Source organism: Bartonella sp. HY038 (assembly GCF_014117425.1).
Lineage (GTDB): Bacteria > Pseudomonadota > Alphaproteobacteria > Rhizobiales > Rhizobiaceae > HY038.
The window spans coordinates 433,067-451,029 of sequence record NZ_CP059725.1; the positions used below are offsets into that span (position 1 = coordinate 433,067).

A 17,963-nucleotide genomic window follows, 5' to 3' on the forward strand; every position below is an offset into this window, starting at 1 on the left:
ATGGAAATAATTCTCGCTCTTGCTATTGGTATTCTTGGCGGTTCTGGCATTTGGCTTTTATTGCGTCCACGTACGTTTCAGGTGATTATTGGTCTTTCACTTCTGTCTTATGCGGTAAATATATTTATTTTTTCGATGGGGCGCTTAAAGATGAATGCCGCACCGATCACATCAAATACCGGTAGCATTGATCCTACACAATTTACGGATCCTGTGCCGCAAGCGCTTGTTTTAACCGCGATTGTTATTGGTTTTGCCACCACAGCCCTTTTTCTTGTGGTATTGCTTGTTGCTCGTGGGCTTACCGGCTCTGACCATGTTGACGGAAGGGAGCCAAATTAATGGGAAACGCCCTTTATCATCTCATTATTATACCAATTATTTTGCCTTTGGCTGTCGCGGCAGTGCTGTTGTTTTTTGATGAGCGTCGTCATACGTTAAAATTGCTTTCGGCAATTATTACTAGTGGCTTACTGGTACTGGTGGCAATTGCGCTTATTGCGCGGGCTAAGGATATAACTCCTAGTGCTGATGTTTATTTGCTTGGCAATTGGGCTGCACCTTTCGGTATTGTTTTGGTGCTTGATCGTTTGTCGGCGGTTTTGCTTTTGCTGTCTTCATGCCTTATGCTTGGCTCGCTTGTTTATTCCTACACCCATTGGAATAAGGCAGGGCCGCATTTCCCCTCACTTATGCTGTTTTTATTGGCTGGGGTTAATGGTGCATTTTTAACCGGCGATCTTTTTAATCTTTTTGTATTTTTTGAAGTGATGCTAACCGCTTCTTATGCATTGGCTTTGCATGGTTCAGGCAGTCGGCGTGTACGTGCAGGGCTGCATTATATTGTCATTAATCTACTTGCATCGTCTTTGTTTTTGATAGGTGCGGCGCTCATTTATGGTGTGACTGGCACTTTGAATATGGCAGATATTGCCGCCAAACTATCTGCAATTCCCGCTAATGATCTTATGCTTTTTGAAGCAGGCGCTGCTATTTTGGGTGTAGCCTTTCTGGTAAAGGCTGGCATGTGGCCTTTAAGTTTCTGGCTGCCGGCAACCTATAGTGCCGCTCCTGCACCAGTTGCAGCAGTTTTTGCTATTTTAAGTAAAGTTGGCATTTATGTTATATTGCGTTTATCAATTTTGATTTTTGGCGCAAGTGCCTCTAGCGTTTATGGTTTTGGTCATAATGTGCTATTTTATGGTGGTCTTGTCACTATTGTTTTTGGTATTTTCGGCGTATTGGCTAGCCAAGCTTTATCTCGGCTTGCATCTTATTGCATTTTAGTTTCTTCAGGGACTCTAATTGCCACCATTGGTACTGGTAATGAAGCCTTAATTGGTCCTGCGGTTTTTTATCTTATCACCTCAACACTTGCACTTGGTGCGTTTTTCCTTTTGGTTGAGTTGATTGAACGTGGACAAGATAGTGCGGCTAACGTTCTTGCCGTTACCATGGAAGTTTATGGCGATGAGGAAGAGGAAGAAGAAGACGAGGTTGGGCTTTATTTGCCCGCAACAGTTGCTATTCTCGGATCTTGCTTTGCTGTTTGTGCCATTTTGATTATTGGTATGCCACCTTTTTCAGGATTTCTTGCCAAGATCATGCTGATTTCAGGTCAGCTCAATGCGGCAGAAGCGCCAACAGCCAAACATTTTGTTGGGCTTAGTGATTGGCTTTATGTTGCAGCTATTATTTTGTCAGGTGTTGCAGCACTTATCGCCATGACACGCGCTGGTATTCGAACATTTTGGGCGTCATTAGAGGGTAGTGTACCAAGGGTGATGGTAATTGAAATTGCGCCGATTGCAGGACTTTTGTTAATTTGCCTGCTGCTTACCATTATTGCTGGCCCAACGATGCGTTATATGGATGTTATGGGGGAAAGCTTATTTAATAGCTATAATTACATTGGTAGTGTGCTTGGCGGTGTCAATGAATTGAGTGGAGCAGGTGGATTATGATAAAACGTATTTTCCCTTTTCCTGTCCTAGCAGTTTCTATGATATTAATGTGGATGGCGCTTGCTGGTTTTACCCCGGGGCAGTTTATTATATCGCTTTTTGTTGCCTTTATTGGCAATCACGCTATGGCGCGTTTGGAACCAGATCCAATTAAAATAAAAGGCTGGCGTTTTGTACCGCTTTTAATTTGGAAAACTTTTTTAGATATTACCCAATCTAACATAGCTGTTGCATGGATTATTTTAACCGGTGGACGTAAAAAGGCCAATTCTGGTTTTATGATTATACCACTTGAATTAAAGGATCGTACCGCATTAGCAGTATTGGGGTGCGTATTAACGGCAACGCCAGGTACGGCATGGGTCGCTTATGACACTCGCTCTAATGAGCTTTTATTGCATGTCCTTGATCTTAGTAGCGAGGATCATTGGCGCGACCTTATTAAGAGCCGTTATGAAAGTCTACTTCTTAAAATATTTGATCAAGGAGAAACTATATGAGCTATAATATTTTATTTTGGGCTCTCCTTGTTTCCCAAGCCATGGTGGGGCTTGCAATTTTACTAGCAACATATCGCCTTATATTTGGGCCACGCGCGCAAGATCGGATTATGGGATTAGACACGCTTTATGTCACAGTCATGATTATGTTGTTGCTTTTTGGTATCCGCACTGGAACGTCTATTTATTTTGAGTCGGCACTGGTTATTGGCATGCTTGGTTTTGTTTCTAGCATCGCTTTAGCGAAGTTTTTGATGCGCGGCGAGGTGATAGAATGAGCGAAGAACTTGTAAAAGATTTACCTATTTGGGCAGCTCTTCTCATTGCCTTTTTTATGGTTTTGGGCAGCAGCCTAACATTGCTTGGCTGTGTTGGTCTTATACGATTTAAAAATTTTTATGATCGCTTGCATATGCCAACACTGGGTACCACTTGGGGTGTCGGTGGCATTATTATTGCGTCAATATTGTTTTTTACCATGACCAGCGGTCGCTTGGTTATTCATGAATTGCTGATCACCGTTTTTATTGTGGTTACTACGCCGGTAACCTTGATGATGCTTTCACGCGGCGCTCTTCACCGCGATCGCAGTAATGATTGGCGTGATTTGCCGCCAGAATTATTTGATCTTTATCGTGCGCCAAAGGAAGAAGCGGCAGAGATTACACCCATTGCTGAAGAAAAAGCAGATGAGCGTCCGCAATTTCCTGAATATCATAGCTCTTAATATCGCCTTTAATCAATTATCGGTTTGAAGTTTTAATCTAACCTATAAACAAAACATTTTGCTATAAAATAAGGGTGCAAAACGATTATTCATTTGCACCCTTATTTATTTTATTTCACTATTATATTAGTCGACGAATTGGACAACAACACCTGGTTTAATTAATTTTGCAAGTTCTTGTGCATCCCAATTGGTTAAACGAATACAGCCATGGCTAGAGGTTTTGCCAATTCGTGATGGATCTGGCGTACCATGAATACCATAGGTTGGCTTTGAAAGTGCAATCCAAACGGTGCCAACTGGACCATTAGGGCCGGGTGGAATAGTCAATACTTTATTATTTTCACCCTGTTTGAAATTGATTTTCGGGTTATAGGTGTAATTGGGGTTAAGTGCAATGCGCTTTACCTCCACCGTGCCCGATGGTGATGGATTATCCGATGACCCGATGGTCGATGGATAGGCAACGACTAATTTACCAGCCTCATCATAGCCGCGAACTTGCTTGCGAGCTTTATCGGCAATGATAAAGGCAACCGCTTTGCGCTTTGGCAAAAGCAAATTAGGGACATTGATGACCACACCGGGTTGTCGGAAGTTTACCCCAGGATTAAGTTCTTGCAAATAACGCTCATCAATATGAAAGCGTTCAGACAACATTTCAAGCACAGATGTGTAAGCCATAGAAGGCAGTTGTGCTTTTAAAGCATAATCATTAGGGATTGATGCAACATAGAATTGCCCAACATCCTCATTGGTAATTGTATAAGTTGTAAAAGCTGCGCCGCCCGTAGCCTGCAAAGCTGCTTCAATTGCAGGACCATTATTGGGGTCAATAAATTTCCCGGTCAATTGGCTGGCTGCTGCTGCAGCTTTATCAAAATTGCTACCAGGTGCGCCATCGATAACCCCTGATGACGCGCCAATGCGACTCATCAATACTTGCAAAGATGCAATCTGTCTTTTACCTTGCGCGCCTTTGGGCATTTCAATTGCTGGGGTATCAGCATCTGGCAAGCCGCCATAAACACTTTGTGGCACATTATGCGGGGTATAGGTTTGTTCACTGTTACCATTTGGATAATTTGATGGACGATAATTTGATGGGCCATCTATGGAAGCGGTGGTATTGGGATCGATAGCAGGGCGCGGCGTTGGCTGCGGCCGATATTGTGGGCGCGGCACATTTTGGTATTGCTGTGGATATTGCTGCTGTGCAGGCGGTTGGTAATAAGGGTCTTCCTCAGGCGGATAATAACCATTATTATAGCCTTGCGCGGGCTGTTGATATTGGCTGCCATAGGGCTGGGGCGCAGGGGGATAATAGTTCTGCGCAGTTGCAAACTGGCTTTGTGCTATTGCGCTTAATCCAATAAGCGACACTAGGAGAGCACGACTTTTATTAGCGCTAAGGACTAAAAATCCCGTTTCATTTTGTCGCTTTAAAGGTTTTTTGGTCATATTTTTCAACCATACTTCATTTTGAATATCTGCAGTAGATATTCATTAATCTCTATTCCAGCAGTTAGGTGGCGGAGTTCCGCCTAAAACTACCTCGGCTTAAACTTTATTATAAGCAATTATGGTTAATAATTTGTCGCATGGAAAAAAATATTAAGACAGATTTTAATAAAAATTCAATTTACATATTTTAGCAATTGAAAATTTAGCTTTTACGGTTTTTACAATGGTTTTTTGACATTGGGAGTAAGTGGTACGCCTAAGGGGAATCGAACCCCTGTTACCGCCGTGAGAGGGCGGCGTCCTGACCGCTAGACGATAGGCGCACGGTATTTTTGCTGTATAGGCTTGTTTTATTAAAAAGGCAATGCGTATTTCTTGTTTTAAAATGACTTTTTATCAGGTAATGAGAACAATGTCCTTAACACGATAAATAATTTTGTATATTAGCATATAATTTAATTATAATTTGATTGAAATCAAAGACACCCATAAATTAATTTTATATTTAATCATAATAAAATTAAATTATCTTATTTAAAGAAAATGTTTTATAGCTAAAATGGTTTAAAAAGCATATCAAGATTCATTGATAGTATATGTTAAATATACTTCCAATGCATGGTATATTTTATACTATGCATTTGGAGATATTAAGCTTATATTTTTTATTTCTTCATTTGCCAATAGACCATGATCCAGCGCTCAGATCTTTCTTCACTGGTGCACATGCGTCTTTTCGTTTGTGTTCGACGTCGTGCACCCAAAATTTGCATATCATATTAAGGAGTATGCGTCATGGGCACAGCAGACGCTGTTTCGCAACCTAAAAAAATTACAATCCCTTGGGGTCTTTTCGCGGGGCTGCTTGTTTTATTTGCAATTATGATGCTGCCAACGCCTGAAGGTCTTTCAACTTCTGGCCACCGCATGTTGGCAATTTTAACTTTTGCTGTAATTGTTTGGCTAACTGAAGCCGTTTCCTATGAAGTTAGTTCTCTCGCAATTGTTGCGTTAATAGCTTTGCTCGTTGGGTTAGCCCCCACAGTCACGCTAGATGCGGCAAAAGAGTTTATAAGCGAAGATCCAGCCAAGTGGCTTGGAACATCTAAAGGCATGGGTATGGCCTTATCGGGCTTTTCCAATGGTGCTTGGGCACTGGTTGCAGGTGCAACTTTCCTTGCTGCGGCTATGACCTATACTGGGTTAGATCGGCGCATTGCACTTATTACTTTAAATGTTATTGGTACAAGTACAAAACGCATTCTTATTGGTGTTATTGTTGTTACCATTATTCTTAGCTTATTTGTGCCAAGTGCTACAGCGCGTGTTGCATGTATTGTACCAATTATGTCTGGTATTATTGCAGCTTATGGTGTTGAAAAACGCTCACGCATTGCCGTTGGTATTATGATTTTGATTGCGCAGGCAACAAGTGTTTGGAACGTAGGTATTCAAACATCTGCAGCGCAAAATCTTTTGACTGTCGGCTTTATGCAAACAAGCATTGGACAACAAGTTTCTTGGGGACAATGGCTTATTGCTGGCGGACCATGGTCAGTTCTTATGTCTTTTGTGCTTTATTTCGTCGTTTTAAAGATGATGCCACCTGAAGCTGATAATATTCCTGGTGGTAAGGAAGCTGTTGCAAAAGAGTTGAAAGATCTTGGTCGTATTCCTGGTCCTCAAATTCGTCTTCTAACTATTACTTGCATACTTTTATTCTTCTGGGCAACTGGTGGCGGTACCTTGCATAGAATTGATACAACAACATCAACCACTGTTGGTCTCGTGATCATGATGTTACCTGGAATTGGCGTTATTAGTTGGAAAGAAGTACAAAAACGTACACCTTGGGGTACTATCCTTGTCTTTGGTGTTGGTATTTCCTTAGGTAGTGCTTTGCTCAATACTGGTGCCGGCAAGTGGCTTGGTGATTGGGTGGTTGAAAGTGCAGGTCTTGCGTCTTTAAGTCCTTTCATGATCTTTACCGTATTATCGGCATTCCTTATTGTTATTCACTTAGGTTTTGCAAGTGCGACAGCCTTAACATCATTGTTCATGCCAATTATGATTGTGATGTTCCATACAATCGGAACCACCAATTTAAGCTTAACTCCAGATATCCAATTAGGTCTTAGCATGTTGCTTGGCTTTGTGGTGAGTTATGGCTTTATCCTTCCTGTTAACGCACCACAAAACATGGTGTGTATGGCAACAGAAACATTTACGCCAACCGAATTTTCTAAAATGGGTATTGTCGTTACAATCATTGGCTATCTGCTTATGCTTTTAATGGCTCTGTTCTACTGGCCTCTATTAGGGTGGTTATAATTATGATTAACATCGGTGTAGCTGATGCCAAAAATTTAGTATCTGAAATCTTGCTTGCAAAAGGTGTAAATGATCAGGTTGCTTTAAATGTTGCCGATCACCTCATTGCATCCGATCAAGTAGGATATGCAAGTCATGGTCTAACGATTTTACCCAATTATATAAAAGCGTTGGATCAAGGAACACTTAAAGTCGATGGTGAGCTTAATTGTTATCGTAAATCTGGTGTATTGCTTGGTTATGATGCTCACCTCGGTTTTGGCCAACACGCAGCAAAAATAGCATTTTCGGATGCTATTGATGTTGCTCATGAACAAGGCATCTGTGCCTTAACATTACGCCACGGACACCATATCGGTCGTATCGGTTATTATGGCGAAATGGCTTGCGAAGCAGGCATGGCGATGTTGGCCTTTTGTAATATTGTTAAACGCACGCCTACAGTTGCACCTTTTGGTGGTATTAAAGCGAAGCTTACGACCAATCCTATGTGCTATGCTTGGCCTTTGCCAAATGGCAAACCACCATTTGTTCTTGATTTGGCAACGGGCGCGATTGCTTTGAATAAAGCACGTGTTCTTGCTGAAAAGGGCTGCGAAGCGCCTGCCGGTAGTATGATTGATGCAACCGGTAAGCCAACAAACGACCCACGGGTCTTGTTTCAAAACCCTCCCGGAAACCTTTTAACCTTTGGTGGTCATAAAGGTTATGGGCTTGGATTGGCTGTGGAGCTTTTCGCCGGTATTCTTTCAGGCGGTGGCACCATCGAAAAAGAACATTATGGAAATGGCATGGCGGTCAATAATGTCTTTGCTCTTATTATCAATATTGGCAAATTCGTTCCAAATGACTGGGCAGAGCATGAAACCGAGGCATTTTTTGATTATTTGAAAGATTGCCCAACTCAAGATGCTCATAGTGTCGTTTTATATCCTGGTGAAGTTGAAGCAAAAACCCGCCTAAAATTCAGCAATACTATTCCTGTTGAAGAAAAATCTTGGCAAATATTAGCCGAATTAGCCGGTAACTTAGGAATATCATTACCCGCAATACAGCAGGAAAATGAACAAAACGCAATTGTTTGACTTTAAACAATTGCTACCCTGTCGGTAATCCTCCCATCGGCCGACAGGGTCTTCTTTCACTCAAAGAAGTATTTTTTAATTTAGGCTTTATAATTAAATTTAAATTTCTATTTAAAATAGAGATATGAAATAAGCCAAAGATGCTAGTTTACAGCAAAAATACGGATAATTCGTTGGAATGATATTATGAATGAACGTGATTGGGAACTGCTAAAAGTTCTATATGAAATTAAGTCTATTACGCGTGCTGCAGATAGGCTCTTTATGACCCAGCCGGCTCTTTCTATCCGACTTCGAAATATGGAATCTTATTTTAACACCACGCTGGTTATTCGAAATAAGCGGGGCATTCAATTTACCGCAGAAGGTGAATATTTAGCCAAAAAAGCCTCATTCATGCTCAATGAAATGACCAATGTGAAAGAGCATATCCTAACCATGAAAGGCACAATATCAGGTACTGTGCGCATAGGTGCCTCGCATTTTATGAGTAAATTTATACTTCCACCGATTTTGCAAAGTTTTAAAAAAGAATATCCGGAAGTACGCTATCAGGTGTTTTCGGGCTGGAGCCGCGATATTTTGCAGCTTGTTGTTAGCAATAACGTCCATATGGGCTTTGTGCGCGGCGAATATCATTTTTCCGGCGAACGGCTTTTGCTTTATAAGGATGTTATGTGTTTTGCAAATAAGGACAAAGTTTCCGCTTCTGAATTAGACAAGCTTTATTTGATTGATTATCAAAATGACCCACTTAATCAATTATTAATTAATCGCTGGTGGGTGGAAAATTATTCAATTCCTCCGCGTATTTCAATGAATGTCGACCGTTTGGATACCTGCCTTGAAATGGTAAGGAATGGATTGGGTTATGGGTTTTTACCATCAACGGTGATGGGTATGGCACCAGAAATTTATCATGAACCACTAACTTATAAAAACGGCAAATATTGTGAACGTGATACATGGCTATTTTATAATAAGGATGCGTGTGAATTGAGCTTAGTTAAGGCTTTTATTGATAAATTAAGTGGAATGGAAATTGGCGCTTGTAAACTAAAAGCTGCATAAATTTATAGCTTAAATTTTTAAACATCAGCAATATCATAATGAAAAAGCCGATGGGCAATTGACAAACTCCATTGGCAGAATGTTCATGTTACTGCAAATGATGGCCAGATTGCTAAAGTGGCGCAATGGGTATACGCGCAGATTTCAAGTATCTGTGCTGCAGGGCGTAAAAGGTTCGATTGCTCTTGCTGTCACCATTTGCTTTTTGTTTGTATAGTACAATTTTATAGATATTTCTTTTAGATTAAGACAAGTTAGTATATTTTTCTTTCCACCTTATCTATCATTAAACTTTTGCTCGGTTGTCTTGGTTGTCTTGCTAAAGATTTAAAAATCGTGTGCCAATATATTTTAAATATTCAATACCGAGCACTCGCAAATGATTAATAATGCTTAGCCAGTCATCACTTTGGTTTTCAACGCGGATAGGGTAGGGGATGAGTTCAACATCGGGCATGGCCTGTTGCATAATATAGAGGCTGCGCGGCATGTGATAATCATTGGTGACTACATAGATTTTTTTATAATTATGTTTTTTTACCCATTCAGCGCTTTCGCTACCATTGCCCTTTGTGTTTAACGCTTCATGTCCAAGCTCAATACAACATTCAAATAGTTTGGGGTCGGTGTGATTGGCTCGCGCGAGCGTGCCACTATCCGCTGCGGGATTAACACCGCTTATTAACAAATGATGTGCTTTTTTTTGGTTAAGTAGGAAAATGCCGCTTTCAATACGCGCACGTCCACCCGTTAGCACAATAATGCCATCAGCTTGCGGCAGGGGATTGGGCGCCATTAAGCGATCAACTTTTTCGCCAAAATAAACAAAACCGGTGGTAAAAATAGCAAATACAATAAAAACAAAAATTGAAATTGGTGGAATATGCTTAAAAAACCGCTTGCGCCAATTGCGCTTGTATCTTAATCGCGGGCTTTGGTCGCCTTGTTCGGGCGGTATCTGCTGGTTTCCCGAAATGTCACGCGGCTTCATCAATATCTCTTCACGCAATAGGAATAATTACTATTTTATAGCATAAATTAAATCAGACCTTATAAAAATGACGAGATCAGTTAAATATGCCTCATTGTAGCGGGTTGCTTAATCTAAATATCGCTATCAGTAAGGCAAAATGAGGATCGCTGTCTTTTATTGGCGCAAAAATTTTAATTTATGTTTTTCTATTTGCAATATTTGCCTTAAAAATAAAAATTTTTAGTAAAATTATTGATGCGAGAGCTGAATTTCTTCAAGAAATTATTGATGACCGAATGTGCCTATGGTCTTTGAAGGCAATGAACATATAAATTAGCCTATAAATTGATTGCGGATCTGACCCAAAGCATGAAAATATTGGCAGAAGCATCTTCCAACCCAAATAAATTGGAAGATGCTAGGATAATTTTAGAGCACCGATCTGATTGGATCAGATCGGTGCTCTAATCCATTGTTTACATCGCGTTTTTTGTCCAAAAACTGCTTCACCCTTTTCAAAAAACGCTCTAATTGCTTGTTTTGGTGGCAAGTAAATCGCGGATTTCTGTAAGAAGGACTTCTTCTTTAGTTGGCTCTGGCTTAGCTTCAACCTTGACTTCATCCTTAGTGCGCAACTTATTCATACCTTTAACCACAAGGAACAATACCCACGCAACAATTATAAAATTGATAGCAAGAGTAATGAAATTACCATAAGCGATAGTTGCCCCTGCGGCACGGGCGGCAGCTAGTGTGGTTTGTGGCTCACCTGCAAGCTGAATAAACATGTTGGAAAAATCAATGCCGCCAGTAAGAAGACCGATGATGGGCATTAAAATATCATTTACAACCGAATTGACCAATCCGCTAAATGCCGCACCAATAATAACACCAATGGCTAAATCAACCATATTGCCCTTAATGGCAAATTGTCGAAATTCTTTTAACATTTTAATACCCTATTTTGAAAATATCTATTTTCATGAAAACACTAATAATAAATACGATCTTTCATGAATGTCTATTGAAGTTATGTATGCTAAAGAAGCTAAAGGGCAATAGTTATATGCAATATTTTTTATAAATTGGCGGAAGGGAGTGGGTGTCGAACCCACCAAAGACTGTCTCGCAGCCCCTTACGGCTTTGAAGGCCGCATCCACCACCGGATGAACTTCCCTTCCATTATGCTTGTAGCAGCCAAGCTTAGTATTTTACTTGTTGGCCAATATTAAAGCATATACTGCATTTATCATTAATATTCAAAAAATGCAGTATATTTATTTTCAATTTTTTTGTTTAAAGCAAACTTTGCTTAATCAAGAATAAAATGCGGTACAAAGCGCGATGTATTACGCGTAATCGGCGTTGCATCTTCTCTAATACCAATACCTGCAGGTTGCCCGGCTACAATCCACGAGCCAATGACCGTCCAGTCATCGCCAAATTGGGGCAAATATTGAATGGCTTGGCGAATATAACCTTCGGCACCATAAGGGCCATCAACTTTAATTGTGCTGGTTTTTATGCCATTATCAATAATGGTAACATTAGCGCCTTCACGCGATAAAAGCGGTTTACGCACGTAATGGTTGGCAAGTAGGCTTTTTCTTGAATCATCTTCAAAATAAGACGCAAGAAGATTGGGATGATCTGGAAACATTTGCCAAAGAACTGGCATAAGTCCTTTGTTAGAAAGAACAAGTTTCCATAAAGGCTCAATAATGTGGGTAGGTGTATCAATAAGATATTTGCCAAAATCTTCACGCACCATATCTTCAAGCGGATAAAGCTTGAAAAGCGTGTTGATGCGTTCTTCATAAGTATCGGTAAACCAATGATCAGCATCAACGCCAATATGGGCAATGTCAATCATAACTGGCACAAGGCCTGCTTGACTAGCGCAGTCAGCAAGATAAGCAACAGTGCCATAATCTTCAGGGCTGTCACTCACGCTAGCAAAATGCATAACGCCATTGGGCGAGCCAATTGCTTTAAGTGCTTCAATAAGTTTTTCATGTAAAAGATTGAATTGGTCGGCCTCAGCCGGCAATTCACCGCGCTTTTTCATATCTTCAAGCCAGCGCCATTGAAATACCGCTGTTTCAAATAGGCTGGTTGGCGTATCAGCATTAAATTCCAACAGTTTTGCTGGCTCTTCACCATTAAAGGAAAAATCGAAACGACCATAAAGATCACGGTCTTTGCGTTCCCATGACTGGCGTACAGCTTTGAAAAATTCTTCAGGAATTGCCATACGGCGCATAAGCTGGTCATCGGCAAGGATGTGATCCACAGCTTCGTAACACATGCCCATTAATTCGGCGGTTGGGTCTTCAATGCCTTCTTCAATCTCTGCAAGAGTAAAGCGGTAAGCGTGGCGTTCATCCCAATAGCGTTCGCCATCAATGGTATGAAATTCAAAACCGCTGGCGGCGGCGTCTTCACGCCAATCCGCCCGTTCATTAAGTACGATACGTTCCATAATGCTTTTGCTAATCCGCTGTTATTTTATGATGAAATAGCGCTTGCACGGCTGCCAAAGCCACCGCGTGCCATTGTTCTTGTCCGTGTTTCAGGTGCACGGGCAGCAGCAGAAGAAGATGAGAAACGAGTTGCACCACGTTGATTTGCAACAGTTGCACCATTACTATTTACGTATGAACTGCTACCTGGGCGTTGATAAAGTGATTGTGGCGCCATTCTTTGTCCGTTATTGAACATTGACCCCATCATATAACCCATCATCATTGGCAAGAAAAAGCTGCCGGTGCTTGAATGGACTGTTGTCGTTGAGCCGGTTGCGGCTGCAGGACTTTGTTCACATTTGCCAACACCAAACTCAGCTTCGCAATCTTCCTTATTGGTATAGGCAGGTGCAGTTGCTACGTGGGTTGCAGTTGCTTCTTTAAAGTCTTGCCGACATTTGTCGGCTGGGAATGTGCCACTTGCAATACAATCATCAACATCTTGAAAAACAGCAGTATCAATTTGACTATCTCCGCATGCGGTAACAGCAACCCCACCCATTAATACGAGCGTTACAGCCAGACAACGTTTCATGTATCTTCCTCTTTGCGTTTTTGGTTTTCACGTAAAATTTATCAATATATAGTTTTGTGGCAAATACAAGACTTTAGCTATAATTGCTTGCGCTTTAATAAAATATTACGCCAAATTATCGATAAGCTGTTAGTAGTGAGGATAGGATGTGGATAGTTTGGCTTTATTTTAATAATATTGTCTTGAATTGTAACATAAGATTGTTTTTTGGTCTTTTAAAAGACAGGAAAAAAGAGTAAAAGCTCATCTTATGACCAAAGACACTTTGAATACACCCACACAGGCAATTAATCGTCCCAATAGCCGCAAGGTTTTTATTAAAACCTATGGTTGCCAGATGAATGTTTATGATAGCCAGCGCATGAGCGATAGCTTAAGTGCTGAAGGCTATGTTGCGACCGAAACGGCTGAAGATGCCGATTTGATTTTGGTAAATACTTGTCATATTCGTGAAAAGGCAGCTGAGAAGCTTTATTCTGATCTTGGTCGCTTGCGTGTGTTGCGTTCTGAACAGGATCGCCCGATCACGATTGGTGTGACCGGCTGTGTTGCCCAGGCTGAGGGCGAGGAAATTATTCGCCGCGCTCCAGGGGTTGATCTTGTTGTTGGCCCGCAAACTTATCATCGTTTGCCGCAAATATTGCGCGATGTGGAAAGTGGCAAAAAGGTTGTTGAAACCGAATATGCGGTTGAAGATAAATTTAAGCATTTGCCTTTGCCCAAGCGTGAAGCGGTAGCAAGCCGCGGCGTGAGTGCGTTTTTAACTGTGCAAGAAGGGTGCGATAAATTTTGTACTTTTTGCGTTGTTCCTTATACGCGCGGGGCTGAAAGTTCTCGTCCCGTTGCGCAAATTATTCGTGAAGCGCAACGTCTTGTTGATTCGGGCGTGCGTGAAATAACTTTGCTTGGCCAAAATGTTAATGGTTGGCATGGCGTGGGTGAAGATGGCAAATCTTGGCGTTTAGGTGAGTTGCTTTATAAGCTTGCTGAGATAGATGGTGTCAAGCGTTTGCGTTATATGACAAGTCATCCCAATGATATGGATGATGGGCTAATTGCTGCGCATCGTGATCTTGATGTATTGATGCCTTATTTACATTTGCCCGTACAAGCAGGCTCTAATTCTATTTTAAAAGCTATGAACCGTCATCACACTGTCGATGATTATTTGCGCTTGATTGAGCGGATGCGTGAAGCGCGCCCAGATATTGCTATGTCGGGTGATTTTATCGTTGGCTTCCCTGGCGAAACCGATGAAGATTTTAAGGCAACTATGCGTTTGGTTGAAGAAGTCTTTTATGCTTCTGCCTATTCATTTAAATATTCACCGCGTATCGGTACGCCCGGTGCAGATATGAAAAACCAAGTTGATGAAGCAATTAAGGACGAGCGCTTGCAGGAGTTACAAGCCTTGCTAGGCAAGCAGCAGCGCGAATTTCTACGCTCTAAAATTGGCGTTACCACAGATGTTTTGGTGGAGCGTAAAGGTCGCCATGATGGGCAGATGATTGGACGATCGCCTTGGCTGTTACCTATTGCGGTAACGACAGACGCACCGACTGGTGAAATGATTACTGTGAAAATTGGTGAGGCTGGGCCAAATAGTTTGGTTGGCTATCCGCTTGATGAGCCTGCAACCTTATTATCAGCTTAATGATTATTGATTTTAATTGTTGATAAATGAGATATTTTTCTTATTTATCAACAAAAGCTATGATGATAAAATATTTATGAAACTTTGCCGTCGTAAAATTTTATGCAGGTTTTTGAATCTAATTTATACTGCTTATATTGATATCAGCTCACATTTTAGGGGAAAATACGCTTGAGCGAAAAAAGTGAGATAGAGACAAGTGAAGTATCCGTAACAGGTGGTGCATCAGATTTGGCCCATATTGTTTTAACCTTTGACAGTAATCGCGAATCTCTTGCGGTTTTTGGGCATTTTGATGAAAATCTTGCCCGCATTGAGCAAAAGCTTGGTATTGATATTAGAGCGCATGGCAATGAGGTGACTTTACGCGGTGAGCCAATGGCAACCGCACAAGCACGCCGCGCTTTGGATCATCTTTATCAATTGGTAAAACAAGGCAATAATCCTAATTTATCTGATACGGATGGTGCAATTGCTATTGCAATGGCTCCTGAGCCGCAGCTTGAATTGCCAACTATGGAACATAGTGCCAAGCAAAGAATTGCTCATATTTCGACCCGCAGAAAAACCATTTATGCGCGTACACCAACGCAAGATGCCTATATGCGCGCAATGGATCGTGCTGAGCTTGTTTTTGGCGTAGGGCCTGCAGGTACGGGTAAAACTTATCTTGCTGTTGCCCATGCGGCGCAATTATTAGAGCGCGGTGTGGTTGACCGCATCATTTTATCACGCCCGGCTGTTGAAGCAGGCGAAAGACTAGGTTTTTTGCCTGGCGATATGAAAGAAAAGGTCGATCCCTATTTGCGGCCGCTTTATGATGCGCTTTATGATATGATGCCTGCTGATAAAGTAGAGCGGGCCATTACTGCTGGTGTTATTGAAATTGCGCCACTTGCCTTTATGCGTGGGCGCACTTTGGCGCATTCTGCTATTATTCTTGATGAGGCGCAAAATACCACCGCAATGCAAATGAAAATGTTTTTGACCCGCCTTGGCGAGGGTGGGCGGATGATTATTACTGGTGATCCAAGTCAGGTGGATTTGCCCATGGGGCAAAAATCTGGCCTTGTGGAGGCATTGCGCATCTTAAATAATGTCGATAATATTGTAACGGTAACATTTACCGAAAAAGATGTTGTGCGCCATCCGCTCGTTGCTGCAATTGTATCAGCCTATGATCGTGATTTTCGTGAAAATAAAGCAAGACAAGATCAAAAATTTGGCGATAAAATGAGCGGTAACTCTTAAATGGTGTCAATTATGGATGCTGGAGTGCACATGTCAGCAGTTGATGGCGATATGTTAAAAATAGACATTGACCTTGTTATTGAAGATGATGCTTGGGAAAGTGAGCCGCAATTATTGGCGTTAGCACAAAAGGCAACCTATGAAACTATGTTGCATTTGGGATTTGATGACGTTGAAAGCGAGTTAAGCCTTGTCTTCACCAATGATGAAGCCATACGGGCGATAAATGCGCAGTGGCGTAACAAGGATAAGGCTACCAATGTCTTATCTTTTCCTGCCTTTGATATTGCACCAAATGAAGAACCAGATGTCATGCTTGGTGATATTATTATCGCGCGTGAAACGGTGGAAGGTGAGGCGAGGGAAGAAAATAAGCCTTTTGATCATCATCTTACCCATCTTTTTGTTCATGGCCTGTTGCATCTACTCGGTTATGACCATGAAAATGACGATGATGCAGAAATAATGGAAGCTTTGGAACGAGAAATTTTAGCAAAACTTCAAATCCCTGACCCCTATAGGCAAGAATAGTACCGCTATTGCACTTTACAAATAGTGTAAAATCGCTTTATTATATTTAGCAATGTAAAAATAGTTATTCTATTTTATTTAAATATTTCTTTTATTCATTGATGGTCAATTAATAAAAGAATAACCAAAAAAGGCAACCAAGAACAACGCAATGGCCGAAAAATCGACAACATCTAGCTCACATCATGACACTGGTAGTGAAAGTGAAGAGCCCAGTTCTGGGCAAGTGCAAAAGCTTGTAAAGCCATCCCTTATGGGTAAGTTTTTCAATTTTTTGCGTTCGCGAAATGCTGAAAGCAGTGACAGTGAAAAAATCATTGATGAAAGCTTGTTAACGCCGCAGCAACGATTAATGCTTGAAAATCTAATGGAATTGCATGAAGCACGCGTTGCTGATGTTATGATTCCACGTTCTGAAATTGAAGCTATTGATATTGATACTAGCCTTGCTGATACATTGAAGTGTTTTGATAAATCTGGTCATTCCCGCATGCCGGTCTATGCTGAAACTCTTGATGATCCACGCGGTATGATTCATATTCGCGATATTTTAAATTTTATTACCCGCAACGCTCAGTCAACCGTTGAAGATGGACCGCTGGATCTTGGGCAAGTCGATTTAACTAAGACGATTGGTGAAATTGGGGTCATTCGTGACGTTTTATTTGTGCCCGATTCAATGCTTGCAAGCCAGCTTTTAAGCCGCATGCAAACAACCCGCACGCAAATGGCTTTGGTTATTGACGAGCATGGCGGAACCGATGGTCTTGCCTCCATGGAAGATGTCTTTGAAATGGTGGTTGGTGACATTGAAGACGAGCATGACGATGATGATGTCATGATTGTCAAGGAAGAGGGCGATAGCTGGATTGTTGATGCCCGCACTGATCTTGAAGAACTTACCGAAATTATCGGTGAAGATATGCATTTTGGTGATTTGGTTGATGAGGTTGATACGATTGGCGGGTTTATTGTTACCGTGCTTGATCGCATACCACTGCGCGGTGAAACGATTGAAGCAGTTATAGGTTTCAGCTTCCAAATATTAGAGGCTGATCGCCGCCGCATACGGCGTATTAAGATTAAGCGTTTATCGCCAGATAATTAATCGATCTAAAATATAATTTTAAAAAACCGTTTGATGAAACATCAAGCGGTTTTTTATTTATGCAAGTTACCTTTATCCTTAAAATCGGATATTTTTATGCCTTAAAACGCTCCATTATATAAAATATTTGCTAAAATATTATTGTCGCTTATAAGGGGTTAATATTAAAGTTGAAATACGTTGATATTTGGCGCACAATTGATGTATAATTATTATTTGAACCACATAAATTAATAGGCAGTT

At 41.2% G+C, this 17,963-nt stretch carries 17 protein-coding genes and 2 tRNA genes; 12 read left to right on the forward strand and 7 right to left on the reverse strand.

The window, feature by feature from the left end; genetic code table 11:
* The 5 genes from H3299_RS01760 to mnhG are packed head-to-tail and all read left to right on the forward strand — an operon-like array spanning window position 1 to window position 3,191.
* Window positions 1-342, forward strand: a complete 342-nt coding sequence (locus H3299_RS01760) for a Na+/H+ antiporter subunit C (RefSeq protein WP_182418626.1) — start codon at window positions 1-3, stop codon at window positions 340-342.
* Window positions 342-1,964: a monovalent cation/H+ antiporter subunit D gene (locus H3299_RS01765; RefSeq protein ID WP_182418627.1), complete on the forward strand. Its 1,623-nt coding sequence runs from the start codon at window positions 342-344 to the stop codon at window positions 1,962-1,964. The genes H3299_RS01760 and H3299_RS01765 overlap by 1 nt, the downstream gene beginning before the upstream one ends.
* A complete protein-coding gene (locus tag H3299_RS01770) occupies window positions 1,961-2,464 on the forward strand; it encodes a Na+/H+ antiporter subunit E (protein ID WP_246708108.1) in 504 nt (167 codons plus the stop codon). Before H3299_RS01765 ends, H3299_RS01770 begins: the two co-directional genes overlap by 4 nt.
* Complete coding sequence (locus tag H3299_RS01775) at window positions 2,461-2,742, forward strand: K+/H+ antiporter subunit F (protein ID WP_182418628.1); 282 nt, start codon at window positions 2,461-2,463, stop codon at window positions 2,740-2,742. Before H3299_RS01770 ends, H3299_RS01775 begins: the two co-directional genes overlap by 4 nt.
* A complete protein-coding gene (gene mnhG, locus H3299_RS01780; RefSeq protein ID WP_182418629.1) occupies window positions 2,739-3,191 on the forward strand; it encodes a monovalent cation/H(+) antiporter subunit G in 453 nt (150 codons plus the stop codon). The genes H3299_RS01775 and mnhG overlap by 4 nt, the downstream gene beginning before the upstream one ends.
* 126 nt (window positions 3,192-3,317) lie before the next feature.
* Here mnhG and H3299_RS01785 read toward each other — a convergent pair whose 3' ends face one another.
* Entirely contained in the window at window positions 3,318-4,652 is a 1,335-nt protein-coding gene (locus H3299_RS01785; RefSeq protein ID WP_182418630.1) for a L,D-transpeptidase, read from the reverse strand.
* A gap of 251 nt (window positions 4,653-4,903) precedes the next feature.
* Window positions 4,904-4,978: transfer RNA gene (locus H3299_RS01790), tRNA-Glu, on the reverse strand.
* A gap of 472 nt (window positions 4,979-5,450) precedes the next feature.
* Between H3299_RS01790 and H3299_RS01795 the strand changes: the two genes are divergently transcribed.
* The 3 genes from H3299_RS01795 (at window position 5,451) to H3299_RS01805 (ending at window position 9,142) form a co-directional block, all read left to right on the forward strand.
* Window positions 5,451-6,986 carry a DASS family sodium-coupled anion symporter gene (locus H3299_RS01795; protein WP_182418631.1) on the forward strand — a complete coding sequence of 512 codons (1,536 nt, stop codon included), beginning with the start codon at window positions 5,451-5,453 and terminating at the stop codon, window positions 6,984-6,986.
* Between the two features lie 2 nt (window positions 6,987-6,988).
* A complete protein-coding gene (locus H3299_RS01800; protein WP_182418632.1) occupies window positions 6,989-8,071 on the forward strand; it encodes an Ldh family oxidoreductase in 1,083 nt (360 codons plus the stop codon).
* Window positions 8,072-8,257: 186 nt separating this feature from the next.
* The gene (locus H3299_RS01805; protein WP_182418633.1) at window positions 8,258-9,142 is read left to right on the forward strand and encodes a LysR family transcriptional regulator; all 885 of its coding nucleotides are present in this window, start codon (window positions 8,258-8,260) and stop codon (window positions 9,140-9,142) included.
* 319 nt (window positions 9,143-9,461) lie between these two features.
* On the opposite strand, the gene H3299_RS01810 is transcribed toward H3299_RS01805, so the two are convergent.
* From H3299_RS01810 to H3299_RS01830, 5 genes are all read right to left on the reverse strand, one after another.
* Window positions 9,462-10,133 carry a YdcF family protein gene (locus H3299_RS01810; RefSeq protein WP_182418634.1) on the reverse strand — a complete coding sequence of 224 codons (672 nt, stop codon included), beginning with the start codon at window positions 10,131-10,133 and terminating at the stop codon, window positions 9,462-9,464.
* Between the two features lie 509 nt (window positions 10,134-10,642).
* Window positions 10,643-11,065 carry a large conductance mechanosensitive channel protein MscL gene (gene mscL / locus H3299_RS01815; RefSeq protein WP_182418635.1) on the reverse strand — a complete coding sequence of 141 codons (423 nt, stop codon included), beginning with the start codon at window positions 11,063-11,065 and terminating at the stop codon, window positions 10,643-10,645.
* A gap of 136 nt (window positions 11,066-11,201) precedes the next feature.
* A tRNA-Sec gene (locus tag H3299_RS01820) sits at window positions 11,202-11,297 on the reverse strand.
* Window positions 11,298-11,428: 131 nt separating this feature from the next.
* Window positions 11,429-12,598, reverse strand: a complete 1,170-nt coding sequence (locus H3299_RS01825) for a glutathionylspermidine synthase family protein (protein WP_182418636.1) — start codon at window positions 12,596-12,598, stop codon at window positions 11,429-11,431.
* Between the two features lie 26 nt (window positions 12,599-12,624).
* Entirely contained in the window at window positions 12,625-13,176 is a 552-nt protein-coding gene (locus H3299_RS01830) for a DUF1190 domain-containing protein (RefSeq protein ID WP_182418637.1), read from the reverse strand.
* Window positions 13,177-13,426: 250 nt separating this feature from the next.
* On the opposite strand from H3299_RS01830, the gene miaB reads away from it, so the two are divergent.
* The 4 genes from miaB to H3299_RS01850 all read left to right on the forward strand — a co-directional run bounded on the left by miaB (window position 13,427) and on the right by H3299_RS01850 (window position 17,720).
* On the forward strand, window positions 13,427-14,830 hold the full coding sequence (miaB, locus tag H3299_RS01835) for a tRNA (N6-isopentenyl adenosine(37)-C2)-methylthiotransferase MiaB (protein WP_182418638.1): 1,404 nt from the start codon (window positions 13,427-13,429) through the stop codon (window positions 14,828-14,830).
* 171 nt (window positions 14,831-15,001) lie between these two features.
* A complete protein-coding gene (locus H3299_RS01840) occupies window positions 15,002-16,081 on the forward strand; it encodes a PhoH family protein (RefSeq protein WP_246708109.1) in 1,080 nt (359 codons plus the stop codon).
* Between the two features lie 30 nt (window positions 16,082-16,111).
* Complete coding sequence (gene ybeY, locus H3299_RS01845) at window positions 16,112-16,612, forward strand: rRNA maturation RNase YbeY (protein WP_246708110.1); 501 nt, start codon at window positions 16,112-16,114, stop codon at window positions 16,610-16,612.
* 151 nt (window positions 16,613-16,763) lie between these two features.
* On the forward strand, window positions 16,764-17,720 hold the full coding sequence (locus H3299_RS01850; RefSeq protein ID WP_182418639.1) for a transporter associated domain-containing protein: 957 nt from the start codon (window positions 16,764-16,766) through the stop codon (window positions 17,718-17,720).
* Window positions 17,721-17,963: the final 243 nt, after the last annotated feature.

Bases quoted from the DNA above. Each gene is read 5' to 3' on its own strand.
- H3299_RS01760 (WP_182418626.1), top strand. From the start codon at position 1: ATGGAAATAATTCTCGCTCTTGCTATTGGTATTCTTGGCGGTTCTGGC.
- H3299_RS01765 (WP_182418627.1), top strand. From the start codon at position 342: ATGGGAAACGCCCTTTATCATCTCATTATTATACCAATTATTTTGCCT.
- H3299_RS01770 (WP_246708108.1), top strand. From the start codon at position 1,961: ATGATAAAACGTATTTTCCCTTTTCCTGTCCTAGCAGTTTCTATGATA.
- H3299_RS01775 (WP_182418628.1), top strand. From the start codon at position 2,461: ATGAGCTATAATATTTTATTTTGGGCTCTCCTTGTTTCCCAAGCCATG.
- mnhG (WP_182418629.1), top strand. From the start codon at position 2,739: ATGAGCGAAGAACTTGTAAAAGATTTACCTATTTGGGCAGCTCTTCTC.
- H3299_RS01785 (WP_182418630.1), bottom strand. From the start codon at position 4,652: ATGACCAAAAAACCTTTAAAGCGACAAAATGAAACGGGATTTTTAGTC.
- H3299_RS01795 (WP_182418631.1), top strand. From the start codon at position 5,451: ATGGGCACAGCAGACGCTGTTTCGCAACCTAAAAAAATTACAATCCCT.
- H3299_RS01800 (WP_182418632.1), top strand. From the start codon at position 6,989: ATGATTAACATCGGTGTAGCTGATGCCAAAAATTTAGTATCTGAAATC.
- H3299_RS01805 (WP_182418633.1), top strand. From the start codon at position 8,258: ATGAATGAACGTGATTGGGAACTGCTAAAAGTTCTATATGAAATTAAG.
- H3299_RS01810 (WP_182418634.1), bottom strand. From the start codon at position 10,133: ATGAAGCCGCGTGACATTTCGGGAAACCAGCAGATACCGCCCGAACAA.
- mscL (WP_182418635.1), bottom strand. From the start codon at position 11,065: ATGTTAAAAGAATTTCGACAATTTGCCATTAAGGGCAATATGGTTGAT.
- H3299_RS01825 (WP_182418636.1), bottom strand. From the start codon at position 12,598: ATGGAACGTATCGTACTTAATGAACGGGCGGATTGGCGTGAAGACGCC.
- H3299_RS01830 (WP_182418637.1), bottom strand. From the start codon at position 13,176: ATGAAACGTTGTCTGGCTGTAACGCTCGTATTAATGGGTGGGGTTGCT.
- miaB (WP_182418638.1), top strand. From the start codon at position 13,427: ATGACCAAAGACACTTTGAATACACCCACACAGGCAATTAATCGTCCC.
- ybeY (WP_246708110.1), top strand. From the start codon at position 16,112: ATGTCAGCAGTTGATGGCGATATGTTAAAAATAGACATTGACCTTGTT.
- H3299_RS01850 (WP_182418639.1), top strand. From the start codon at position 16,764: ATGGCCGAAAAATCGACAACATCTAGCTCACATCATGACACTGGTAGT.